General features: G+C 45.1%; 14 protein-coding genes. 9 read left to right on the top strand and 5 right to left on the bottom strand.

Features of this window, described 5'->3' with window-relative positions; translation table 11 throughout:
• Positions 1–206: 206 nt before the first annotated feature.
• A complete protein-coding gene (gene ssuE / locus QUA53_RS05890) occupies positions 207–764 on the top strand; it encodes an NADPH-dependent FMN reductase (protein WP_333095597.1) in 558 nt (185 codons plus the stop codon).
• 33 nt (positions 765–797) lie between these two features.
• Positions 798–1,829 carry a sulfonate ABC transporter substrate-binding protein gene (locus QUA53_RS05895; RefSeq protein ID WP_333095598.1) on the top strand — a complete coding sequence of 344 codons (1,032 nt, stop codon included), beginning with the start codon at positions 798–800 and terminating at the stop codon, positions 1,827–1,829.
• Positions 1,830–1,993: 164 nt separating this feature from the next.
• Here QUA53_RS05895 and QUA53_RS05900 read toward each other — a convergent pair whose 3' ends face one another.
• From QUA53_RS05900 to QUA53_RS05910, 3 genes are all read right to left on the bottom strand, one after another.
• Complete coding sequence (locus tag QUA53_RS05900) at positions 1,994–2,998, bottom strand: 2-oxoglutarate and iron-dependent oxygenase domain-containing protein (protein ID WP_333095599.1); 1,005 nt, start codon at positions 2,996–2,998, stop codon at positions 1,994–1,996.
• Positions 2,999–3,034: 36 nt separating this feature from the next.
• Entirely contained in the window at positions 3,035–3,427 is a 393-nt protein-coding gene (locus tag QUA53_RS05905; protein ID WP_333095600.1) for a carboxymuconolactone decarboxylase family protein, read from the bottom strand.
• 87 nt (positions 3,428–3,514) lie between these two features.
• A complete protein-coding gene (locus QUA53_RS05910) occupies positions 3,515–4,117 on the bottom strand; it encodes a carbonic anhydrase (protein WP_333095601.1) in 603 nt (200 codons plus the stop codon).
• Between the two features lie 138 nt (positions 4,118–4,255).
• Between QUA53_RS05910 and QUA53_RS05915 the strand changes: the two genes are divergently transcribed.
• The 7 genes from QUA53_RS05915 (at position 4,256) to QUA53_RS05945 (ending at position 9,835) form a co-directional block, all read left to right on the top strand.
• Positions 4,256–4,381 carry a hypothetical protein gene (locus QUA53_RS05915; RefSeq protein WP_333095602.1) on the top strand — a complete coding sequence of 42 codons (126 nt, stop codon included), beginning with the start codon at positions 4,256–4,258 and terminating at the stop codon, positions 4,379–4,381.
• A 7-nt stretch (positions 4,382–4,388) separates the two neighbouring features.
• Complete coding sequence (locus tag QUA53_RS05920) at positions 4,389–4,589, top strand: FAD/NAD(P)-binding protein (protein WP_333095603.1); 201 nt, start codon at positions 4,389–4,391, stop codon at positions 4,587–4,589.
• A 124-nt stretch (positions 4,590–4,713) separates the two neighbouring features.
• Entirely contained in the window at positions 4,714–5,760 is a 1,047-nt protein-coding gene (locus tag QUA53_RS05925; protein WP_333095604.1) for an aliphatic sulfonate ABC transporter substrate-binding protein, read from the top strand.
• A 164-nt stretch (positions 5,761–5,924) separates the two neighbouring features.
• Positions 5,925–6,752, top strand: coding sequence for an ABC transporter permease (locus QUA53_RS05930; protein ID WP_333095605.1), 828 nt, complete (start codon positions 5,925–5,927; stop codon positions 6,750–6,752).
• A gap of 52 nt (positions 6,753–6,804) precedes the next feature.
• Positions 6,805–7,557 carry an ABC transporter ATP-binding protein gene (locus QUA53_RS05935; protein WP_333095606.1) on the top strand — a complete coding sequence of 251 codons (753 nt, stop codon included), beginning with the start codon at positions 6,805–6,807 and terminating at the stop codon, positions 7,555–7,557.
• A gap of 183 nt (positions 7,558–7,740) precedes the next feature.
• Positions 7,741–8,562 carry a class I SAM-dependent methyltransferase gene (locus QUA53_RS05940; protein ID WP_333095607.1) on the top strand — a complete coding sequence of 274 codons (822 nt, stop codon included), beginning with the start codon at positions 7,741–7,743 and terminating at the stop codon, positions 8,560–8,562.
• A 64-nt stretch (positions 8,563–8,626) separates the two neighbouring features.
• Entirely contained in the window at positions 8,627–9,835 is a 1,209-nt protein-coding gene (locus QUA53_RS05945; RefSeq protein WP_333095608.1) for an acyl-CoA dehydrogenase family protein, read from the top strand.
• Between the two features lie 103 nt (positions 9,836–9,938).
• On the opposite strand, the gene ssuC is transcribed toward QUA53_RS05945, so the two are convergent.
• Positions 9,939–10,724, bottom strand: a complete 786-nt coding sequence (gene ssuC / locus QUA53_RS05950; protein ID WP_333095609.1) for an aliphatic sulfonate ABC transporter permease SsuC — start codon at positions 10,722–10,724, stop codon at positions 9,939–9,941.
• The gene (gene ssuD / locus QUA53_RS05955; RefSeq protein ID WP_333095610.1) at positions 10,721–11,902 is read right to left on the bottom strand and encodes an FMNH2-dependent alkanesulfonate monooxygenase; all 1,182 of its coding nucleotides are present in this window, start codon (positions 11,900–11,902) and stop codon (positions 10,721–10,723) included. Before ssuD ends, ssuC begins: the two co-directional genes overlap by 4 nt.
• Positions 11,903–11,907: the final 5 nt, after the last annotated feature.

Below are 11,907 nucleotides of genomic sequence, written 5' to 3' on the forward strand. Positions count from 1 at the left end.
TGACAGTTGATTCCCGCCGAGATTCGCGAGCGCACAAAATTTGTATAAGAGTTATCAAACTTTACATCTCAACTTACTTGCTTTTTAAAATTGACCGTGCTAGCTTACTATCTATAAAATACGGTAAACCTACCAATTTACCGTATTTGCTGGCGATACCGTAAATCGTTCATTTTTAAATGAGTCAAAAATAGGAGGACTATTAAATGCCTAATGTTGTTGCGATCGCAGGTAGCCCGTCTCATCCATCCCGCTCCTTTGCCGTGCTGGAATACGCCCGCCGTGCTGTCGAGAAAGAGGGACTGAGTACGGCCTCTATCAACGTCCGCGATCTCCCGCCAGAGGTATTAATTTACGGACAATTCGCGAACCCAGACTTAAAAGCAGTCAATGATTTAGTAGTAGAAGCCAAGGGCATAATCATCGCCACACCTGTTTACAAAGCAGCCTACACAGGCGTACTCAAAGCTTACTTAGATTTGCTACCGCAGAAGAGTTTAGCTGGTAAAGTTATTCTCCCAATCGCCACCGGAGGTACGCTGGGTCACTTATTAGCAATTAACTACGCCCTCAAACCAGTGTTATCCGAGCTGGGCGCTAGTCATATCTTGGCTGGTGTCTATGTTTTAGACACGCAGATCCAAAGTTATGACGAAACAAGCGTACAACTTGAAGAGGAAACAGAACAAATACTGCGATCGCAGTTGCAAGAGTTTGTTGGTGCCCTACAAACTGGCAAACCCGAATTAGTTGGAAGTCTCTGATCGGAAAGTTACCAACAAACAATATTATTGTTTATGCTCAAAAGACTGATTTCATTCCTTGCTCAATTATGGCGATCGCACCTTTCCCTAGCAGCGCTATTTCTATTGGGAATCAGCTTAAATTGGGCGATCGCCGCCTGTAACAATACTCCCCCTACCAGCTCTGCAAGCCCCGCCGCTTCCCCCGCAGCAGCTCAAGCTCAGGTAGTCCGCATCGGTCATCAGAAATTAGACCCCTTCACGCTAGTCAAAGCCAGAGGCGGGTTAGAGAAACGCTTGCAGCCTCTAGGTATATCCGTTGAGTGGAAAGAATTTCAGTCAGGCCCCCCGATGTTGGAAGCGCTAAACGCGGGCAGCATCGACATCGGGCGCACCGGGGACGCTCCTCCAGTCTTTGCCCAGGCTGCTAACGCACCCCTGCTTTACATTGGCGGTAGCGCCCCCAAAGACCGCAGTTCAGGTATTTTAGTTCCTGCTAATTCGGCAATTCACACCCTTGCAGATTTGCGGAGTAAGAAAATAGCTTTTACAAAAGGTTCAAGCGCCAATTACCTGTTAGCAAAAGCACTGAAATCCGCAGGAATAAAATGGACTGAGATTCAGCCGGCCAACCTGACACCAGCCGATGCCAGAGCTGCCTTCCAACAAGGTAACGTAGATGCTTGGGTAATTTGGGACCCCTTTTATGCAGCAGCTCAAGCGCCAGGAGATGTTCGTGTTGTTAAAGATAGCAAAGGACTAGCAGCTAACCGAGATTTTTACTTAGCTAATCGCTCATTTGCTCAGCCGAATGTCAAAATCATTGAGGCAATTAGAGAAGAAACTCAAGCAGTAGCGACTTGGGCGGATGCGAATCCTGCAGAAGTAGTCAAGATTCTCGCTCCCCTTCTGAAAATTGATGTTTCTATCTTAGATGTAGTGACTCGACGGCGGAGTTATGGATTTGAACCGATCCAAGCTGATATGGTTGCCGAGCAACAGGAAATTGCCGATACTTTTTTTGAACTCGGCTTAATTCCCAAGCAGCTCAAAGTTGAAGAAGTAGTTTGGAAACCAGGTAATTAGAAATCCCCGCTTGTGGGTAAATGTTGGATACCGAGGCAGCGATTTCTATCCCTAGTTCCGATGTCTTAACAAGAGATACATTCCTATTCTATTTGATGCTGAGAGGGTTCCTAAAATGCAGACTTCCGAGCCTCTCAGATCGTTTAATAAATCCAGGTGACTGTTTACAAAACTTCCTGGCGCAATTGGGGAAAAACCTTTGCAACTTTGTTCAGGACATAATCGCCGTAAGTGCCGCGAAACTCGTGAACGCTGGCTTTATCCCAACGTTCGTTCTTGTTATCATCGACGCTCCCTCCCTTGATTTCAATCGGGTGGAGTTCAGCATTGAAATTGGGATCGAAGAAGAATGGAAATGAGAGGCGAGAGCGTCCTGACACATTCTTGACTCGATGAGGAGTAGAGCGATAAAGTCCACCTGTGAGGCGATCGAGCATATCGCCAATGTTACAAACAAATGAGTTGGCGATCGGCACAGCATCAATCCAGCCTGATTTTGTCTTCACTTGCAACCCACCTAAATCATCCTGCTTGAGAATCGTGAGCAAACCATAATCGGTATGCTCTCCCACTCCCCAGGATTGCCCTTGCGGATTGCTTTGTGGTGGATAGTTGAAGATGCGAAATAAAATCAGGGGATCAGTCGTATAGCGATCGCGGAAGTAAGAGGCTTCTAAGTTCAAACTCAGGGCAATTCCAGCCATTACTGCGTGACCCAGTTGAGTCATCACCGCCAGATATTCTAGTATTGTCTCGCGAAAAAGAGGAATATCTGGAAACAGGTTTGCTCCGTGCATGGGAACGCCTGCTTGAACAGCCGGATGGGTTTGATTCAATTGAGAGCCGAAATAAATTCCTTCTTTCAAATCTGGTTTACCATTCGTCAGTTCACCTCCAACCGGAAAGTAGCCGCGCCATGCCCGACCTCCCACGGCCATCCGAATTTGCATTTTGGTTTCTAAATCTAGAGCAAAAAACTGACGGCTCAGTTGCTCCAAACGGTTTTGCAAGCCTTTGTCTACACCATGCTCGACAATGTAAAAAAAACCCGTGTCGAGGCAAGCTTGTCGGATTTGGTTGGCAACAGTACCTACGGGATTATCCGATACCAGCGAACTAATATCGATAACGGGAATCTGAGAAACATCTACTGTTAATTGAGTTGCCATAGAGATGGATTATAAGTGGTTAAGATTGAACGCCTTTTATAATTTGAATTGTTCATCCACCGGAATTTGATAGCCATTTGCCAGTCGATTGGTAGCGTTTGCGGTTGCCACGATCGCCATCAGTTCCCCAAATATGGCATCATTCATTCCCTTGGCTCGCCCTGCGGCTGTATGAGATGAAATGCAGTATTGGCAACCATTTGTAACGCTGACAGCAATGTAGATTAACTCGCGCGTCAGGGGATCGAGTTCTCCCGGAGCGGTCATCACCTCCTTCACATTCTGCCAGGTACGTTGCAGGGTAGGCGGATGGTTGGCGATCGCTTTCCAAAAGTTGTTGATATACTCGGTTTTGCGTGTCGCACGAATGTCGTCATACACTGCGCGTACTTCATAATTTGCGTCTTCGTATTCAATCAAATGGCTCATAGTTGCAATAATAATGGTGAGAGCGTGAAAAGCACTAATTCATAGTTGAGAAAACCGCAAAGCCTTCTGCATTTTTGCGTTCCTCCCTTACGATGACGCGATCGCTGGAACTGTTGCTCGACCGACTTCAGTTGCGCTGGGGACTTCAATCAATTGCCCTGTTTTCACATCGTAGATAAAGCCATAAATCGGAATGGTTGGTGGCACAAGGGGATGGTTGCGAATTCGTTTGACATCCACAAACACGCTTTCTGCCAAATCTTTGAACGTTAACCAATCGACAAATTCACCTTCTGTCGAACCCGAACCCTGCCCTACATCTCGCCAACCATTTTCGTCGATTACAGCGGTTTCCAGGCTGTTCGTCAATAATTCTCGGATGATGCTGTCGGTAAACAGTTGCATCCCACAATCTGTATGGTGAATGACGAACCATTCACGAGTTCCCAATAGCTTGTAAGAGATTACGAGCGATCGAATTGCGTCATCGCTTGCCCGTCCTCCAGCATTACGAATGACATGGGCATCCCCTTCTGCCAGCCCAGCATATTTTGCCGGATCGAGGCGAGCATCCATGCAGGTCAGAATAGCAAAGCGACGACTAGGAGGTAGGGGCAAATTGCCTTTCTTGCCAAAGGTCGCAGCATATTCCTGGTTAGCAGACAGCACTTCTTGCAGAATTTGACTCATGCTTTAATTTTCCCAAATTGTTGAATTATGATTGCAAGCAATATTAAAATACTGTATCTCGGTAAGTAAAGCGTATTTTACCACTATTACCGTTATTAAAATGTTTCTATAGATATCTTTTCCATCTTGAGGGCAGTGATGGCAGCCCACGACCATATTCTGCAAGCGATCGGCAAAACACCGTCGATTTGGAGTGTCGGTCAGTTAATGACTGTGACAACTTCAACTACCAAAAATACTGACAAACCGAACTCTTCTATTTGATGTTGATATGGTTCCGACAATACTGATACTCCAACAACGATCGCGCGCGATCGTCGGTGCTGGCTTTAGTGGTTCTCTAGTAACGACTCACCTGTTAAAAACAGCTAACCGCCCCTTGCTAATCAAGCCGATCGAGCGCGATCGCCATATTGGCAAGGGAGTTGCCCATACCACCACCAACAGTCGAGTTGGTCTTTTTAACCATTGATCTTGAGTGTGCCTTGCTGTAAGATAAAATTCGGTCATACTACGGTAAACCAATCGAGTTATAGTATAAACGGCTTAAGTCCTAATTAAGCGAGACATTCACCAAGGAGTCGAGGAGACGAATCATGAGCAAGTGGTTTGCCATTGCCAGACGTAGGTTACTGCTATTTTTTATTTCTGGGCTGTTTCTATCGCTATTAGTCAATGCCTGTAATTCTTCCTCTCCTGGAACTAACACTACAGCAGCATCCCCAGGCTCATCTCCTACGGCAGTTCCTACGGTAGTACGTTTAGATTATGCCTACTACAATCCTGTCAGTCTCGTGCTGAAAGAGAAAGGCTGGCTGGAGGAAGACTTAGCCAAAACCAATATCAAAGTGGAATGGGTGCTCAGTCAAGGTAGTAACAAGGCATTAGAGTTTCTCAATGGCAGCAGCATTGACTTTGGCTCGACTTCTGGTGCTTCCGCACTGATTGCAAAAGCCAATGGTAATCCCATCAAGTCTATTTACGTTTACTCGAAGCCCGAATGGACAGCATTAGTAACTACGGCGAATTCTTCCATTCAAAAAGTCGCCGATCTAAAAGGCAAAAAAGTTGCAGCAACGCGCGGAACAGATCCGTTTATTTTCTTGTTGCGTGCCTTGGATCAAGTCGGTTTGACTGCCAAAGATGTGGAAATTGTGCCTTTGCCCCACGCTGACGGTAAAGCTGCCCTTGAGAAAGGCGATGTCGATGCCTGGGCTGGTCTCGATCCATTTATGGCACAGACAGAAGTAGAAAAAGGCTCGAAACTCTTCTTCCGCGATCCCAAACTAATTAGTCAAGGCTTTTTGAATGTCCGCGAGGCATTTGCCAAACAATATCCTGAACAAGTTAGTCAAGTGCTAACCGCCTATGAGAAGGCACGGAAATGGGCGATCGCAAATCCTAGTGAACTCAAGCAAGTGGTGATTAAAGCATCCAAGCTGACAGAAGCCGTAGCAACTAAACAATTAGAGGAGCGAACCGATATATCAAGCTCATCGATTGGTGACGAACAAAAAGCCGTTATTAGTGCTGCTGGAGATGTCTTGAAAAAAAGCGGTGTAATCGAGGATTCCGTTGATGTCATTACAGTAGTTAACAATTTAATCGATCCGCAGTATGTGGCAAAAGTGACCAAATCATAAGTAAAAAACATCGGCTGTGGATATACACCAACTCACCAACGCAAATCAGAAATTTAAAAATTAAAAATTAAAAATTTAAGAATAAATTCAGCATTTTTAATTTGGCATTTTTAAATTTTAATTCCGCTCCCAAGCTATCTATGCAGGACAGCAAATACTAAGTTATGGAACAAAGACTTGCAATCGCAATCACAAGCGCACAAACAGGTAATATTTGGCAATTATTCAGTCGTCTGGGCAGAGCAAAAGGCTTGCTCTTGCCAGTCTTTCTCTTAATATTGTGGGAAAGTCTGTCTAGGTTTGGCTTGGTTGCTCCTAACTTGTTACCTGCTCCCTCAACTATTGTCATAACAGTTTGGAAACTCGGTGTAGCAGGGGAACTATGGCAGCACATCAGCATTACACTCTATCGGGTTTTTGTTGGCTTCTTGATTGGTACATTTTTGGCCACTATTCTAGGAGGATTAACAGGCTATTCTTGCCTAATTCACGATTTACTCGACCCACTTTTGCAGTCACTCCGTAACATTCCTTCCCTCGCATGGGTGCCACTATTCATCCTGTGGATGGGAATTCATGAGCCTTCTAAAATTGCTCTGATCGCCGTTGGAGTCTTTTTCCCCGTTTACTTAAATCTCATGAGCGGCATTCACAATGTCGATCGCAAACTGGTTGAGGTTGGCAAAATCTATAAACTTAATGATTGGCAGCTTATCAGTCGCGTGTTCTTGCCCGCGACATTGCCTGCCTACATTGTCGGTTTGCGAAGTGGCTTGGGTTTGGGCTGGATGTTTGTCGTGGCGGCTGAATTGATGGGAGCCAGTCAGGGCTTAGGCTTCTTATTGATCGACGGGCAAGCGACTGGACGACCCGCCATCACCCTCGCCAGCATTCTCTTGTTTGCGATTTTCGGAAAAGTTACTGACTCAATTATTGGCCTTGCATCGCATTGGCTACTCCATTGGCAGGATGTTTACGCTTCCAACCATTAGTTCAAAGCATTAGTTTAAAGCATTCGTTCAAAGCGCCAATGAGGAAACATATATGCTACTTATCGAAGGACTACATAAACGATTTCAAAATGGCTTTGTCGGGTTAGAGTATATTGATTTAGCTGTTAGTCGTAGCGAGATTGTTAGTTTTATTGGTACGAGTGGTTGCGGCAAAAGTACACTTTTACGGCTCATTTCTGGATTAGATTTGCCAACTTATGGAGATGTGCTAATTGACAATATTCGCATTGACAAACCTCATCCAGAAATTGGTGTAATATTTCAAGAACCTCGGCTGATGCCTTGGTTAACCGTCTGGGAAAATGTGCAGTTTGGTTTGCATCATTTACCGAAGGATGAACGCAAGGCACGGGCAAGTGATGCTCTAGTTAAGGTTGGATTACAAGATTTTGCTCGTTTGCTGCCGCGCCAACTATCAGGAGGAATGGCTCAACGGGTAGCGATCGCGCGTGCCCTTGTTACTAATCCTTCTATTTTATTGCTAGATGAACCCTTTAGTGCTCTCGATTCCTTTACTAGAATGCAATTACAGGATCGTCTGTTAGAAATTTGGCAATCCGATCGCCAGACGATGATTCTTGTCACCCATGATGTTGAAGAAGCACTGATTTTAAGCGATCGCGCGATCGTCATGCGTGGCAACCCTGGACGCATCCATCTAGAGCTAGATATCGATCTTCCCCGTCCCCGCAGGCGTACCGATCGCGATTTGCAATATTGGAAAGAAAAATTATTGAGTACCTTGGATTTATCCAATACGCAAACTGTTCCCTTAGAGGTTTAAATCCCAGGCTGAGATCGCAATTAATATCTAATCAAGAGGAGGATGTTTAATTTGTAAGTTCTATAAATTTAAAAATGTAACAATTTCTATATTAGAGTGAATAAAATTCTTGCCAAAACCCATCATTATCAAAGCAGCTATCTCAAAACCTAAATCCTAACTCAGCAAAACTTGACTTCAATCATGACTACTAAAATACTCCCAAGCTACGATCCCACTCTCTTTCAAGGAGCCATTTCTTATTACCTGCAATATCGACCGCGCTACCCAAATGCTCTTTACGATTTAATCTCACAGGAATTTCAATTAGATGGGCAAGGCAAGCTTCTCGATCTCGGCTGTGGGATTGGCTTGGTAGCGATCGCCTTACACGATCGATTTGAATCTGTTTTGGGCATCGATCCCGATACAGAAATGCTCGAAGTTGCCAAGCAAGAAGCTAAACTGGCTCATGCTTCAAATATCGCTTGGGTAAGGGATTTAGCAGAAAATATTTCCCCGGCAATGGGTACATTTTCCCTTGTCACCATTGGTCGTGCTTTTCATTGGATGGATCAAGAATTGGTGCTACAGCGTAGCTACGATGTGCTCGATCGCAGGAGTAACGCTAATACGGGGATAGCGATTATTCAAACTGAAAAAGATATTTGGTCAAATGACTCTGTTTGGGCACAAAATGTGCTATCTACGATCAAACGGTGGCTAGGAGAAGAGCGGCGTGTGGGATCGACCAGCGTTCCTTTGCTCTACAAGTCTGATTTAGAAGTTTTGGATCGATCGCCATTCGTTCGGATTAAGCGCCATAAGATTGACTTTCACAAACACTGGACGATTGATAATTTTATTGGTTATCTCTACTCCACCGCTTACTGCCGTCGTGATTACTTTAATGGCGATACTTCCGCATTTGAGGCGGAAATTAAAGCAGCAATTCTCAGTGTAGAACCTTCAGGTCAGTTTGTTGAAGATGTACCGATTTCTGTTTACTTGGGTTTTAAGGACTGACCAACCTATAGGAATCTTAAATCATTTGTACCTGATTACTTCCCTCAATTTTTGTATCATCAATATGAAAATATCCCTTGTAGACTCGAAAAGCACAACACAACAAGACAGCAAGCAAGATTATGTCGCGATCGCGAAATCACTTGCTCAAGAATTTGCTGATACTGCCATCGAACGAGATCGTCTTGGCGGTACGCCAAAGTACGAACGCGATCGCATTCGCTCTAGCGGTTTGCTCGGTTTGATTATTCCTAAAGAATATGGCGGTATTGGCGAAACATGGATTACTGCACTCCAAATTTCCCGCGAGTTGGCAAAGACTGATAGTTCTCTAGCCCATGTTTATTCCTATCACCATTTAGGGGTGGTTATCCCGCATCTTTTTGGCACGGAGGAGCGCAAAGCGCAGTTCTACAAAGATACGGTGACAAACAATTGGTTTTGGTGCAATGCTCTCAATCCCCTCGATCGCCGTGCGACTTTAACTCCTGATGGTACAGGCTTTTTACTGAACGGTACAAAAAGCTTTTGCTCTGGCTCTAAAGATTCTGATATCTTACCCATAACTGCGGTTCGTCAAGATACCTCCGAACTCACGATTATTGTAATTCCCACTCAAAGAGAGGGAATACAAATCCATGACGATTGGGATAATATGGGGCAACGTCAAACCGATAGCGGTAGTATTAGTTTCGACCAAGTGCGCGTTTATGATTCGGAAGTGTTTGGCGATCGCACCCGTGCTGATATTCCTTTCCGTACTTTACGAGCTTGCTTGACGCAAATAAATCTTGCCCATATTTATCTGGGTATTGCGGAAGGAGCATTTACTGCTGCCAAAGACTATACTTGCACCCAAGGACGACCCTGGTTGACTTCCAATGCTCCTAGTGTGACGCAAGATCCATACATTCTGAAACACTACGGAGAAATGTGGGTCGATCTGCAAGCGGTTAGCAGTTTGACGGATCGAGCCGCCGGCATTCTGCAAGCAGCTTGGGAAAAAGGCATAGATTTAACAACAGAAGAACGTGGAAAATGCGCGATCGCGATCGCAACTGCAAAAATTGCTGCCACAAAAATAGGTTTAGATGTGACAACTCGCATTTTTGAAGTGATGGGGGCGCGTGCTACCACCAGTAAATATGGTTTCGATCGCTACTGGCGTAATCTGAGAACGTTTACGCTACATGATTCTGTTGACTATAAAATTCACGATTTGGGTAACTGGGTACTCAACGATCAGCTCCCCAATCCCAGCTTTTATACGTAAAAAACACTAACTGAGCATATCGTGAAGGATAGCATTTCTAGAGGAACTAAGAAAGAAAAAGAGGACAATCTCATCTTTCTTTCTTAGGGGTTCTTTTTTCAACCTAAGCTGGCTGATAATTGGGATGCCAAGCAAGCCATTTCTCTTCTAACTTCCTGGCAATCGCATCGGCAAACTTACCCAACAAAGCATACATGATAATGCTCACCACCACTACATCAGTTTGCAAGAATTCGCGAGCATTCATTGCCATGTAACCAATACCAGAGTCCGCCGCAATTGTTTCGGCGACAATCAGCGTCAGCCACATAATCCCCAAGGAATATCGCAGGCCTACCAAAATTGAAGGCAAGGCCCCAGGCAAAATAATTTTCCACAAAAGAGACGTGGGACTCAAGCCATAAACTTTTCCCATTTCAATCAATCCGGCATCTACGCTGCGAATGCCGTGAAATGTATTGATATACATGGGAAAAAACACACCCAAAGCTACCAAAAATAATCGAGCTGGATCGCCAATCCCAAACCACAAAATTACTAGAGGGATTAAGGCGAGGTGTGGAATATTACGGATCATTTGTAGAGAAGTATCTAGCAGCTTTTCGGCGATTGGAAAAAGACCATTGAGGAAACCTAGAGTCAAACCAATTCCTCCGCCTATGATGAAACCAACCAGTGCACGCCAAGCACTAATTCCGATATGGTGGAACAGTTCTCCGCTAATTGCCAATCTAATTCCTGCACTTAAAACACCTGTTGGTGCTGGTAAAACTCTTGTGGAAAGCCAACCCACCTGCACCAATAATTGCCAGCTAATAATTAGCAGCATTGGTACAATCCAGGGGATTACCTGCTGAAAATAGGGGTTTTTTAGCCATTTTGTATTCATGATGCGCTCGTAGGAATAACTTGTTTTTGTTGGAGAAACTTTTCGTTGGCAACAATTTCGCCAAAAGGACTAAACATTTGCGGTTGATGTACAGTCGGTTGGTTTTTCAGCGGCAAGCGGGGGAATAGCAATTCAGCCACTCGATATGCTTCTTCTAAGTGGGGATAACCAGAAAAAATGAAAGTTTCAATTCCCAACTCGGAATATTCCAACATTCGCGCGACAACCGTATCGGGATCTCCCACTAAAGCAGTACCGGCACCGCCTCTTACTAACCCAATTCCCGCCCACAAGTTGGGGCTAATTTCCAGAGCTTCGCGGCTGCCTGTGTGCAGTTCAGTCATGCGCCGCTGCCCTTCAGAATCCATCCGGGCATAAGCTTTTTGGGCGGCTGCGATCGCATCTTCATCGACATATTTAATCAATCGATTGGCATCCTCCCAAGCTTCGCTTTCAGTTTCGCGTACAATAACATGAAGGCGAATTCCAAAACGCACAGTTCTACCCTGTTCTGCTGCTAATTTTTTCACAGCTTCAATTTTTTGGGCTACTTGTTGTGGCGGTTCTCCCCAAGTAAGATAAACATCAATATGTTTAGCGGCAATTTGTTGCGCGATCGGCGAAGAACCGCCAAACCATAACGGAGGGTAAGGAGTTTGTACAGGTGGAAATAGAACTTTCGCGCCCTTAACTTGAAGATATTCACCGCTAAAATCGACTTCTTGTTCTCGCACGTTAGTCGAGTTACTACCTTCAAGCATGGCCCTCCAAACAGTCAAGAATTCATCAGTCAATTCATAACGTGCGTCGTGACTCAAATGCACTCCATCTCCAGCTAATTCAACCGGATCGCCGCCCGTAACCACATTAATCAGCAAGCGCCCGTTAGATAACCTGTCAAATGTTGCCGCCATCCGTGCTGCTACCCCAGGAGACATCAATCCCGGACGAATTGCTACTAAAAAACGCATTTTTTCCGTTACAGACATGAGGGAAGAAGCCACTACCCATGCGTCTTCGCAAGAGCGCCCCGTCGGAAGTAGAGCGCCCGTAAATCCTAAATGGTCAACGGCTTGGGCGATTTGCTTTAAGTAGGACAAACTGCCCGATCGCCCTCCAATTCCGCTCGCTAAATACCGTCCGTCTCCGTGAGTTGGGATAAACCAAAATAATTCCATTTTCC

Origin of the sequence: Microcoleus sp. Pol12B3, from assembly GCF_036701355.1 — a bacterium.
GTDB lineage: Bacteria > Cyanobacteriota > Cyanobacteriia > Cyanobacteriales > Microcoleaceae > Microcoleus.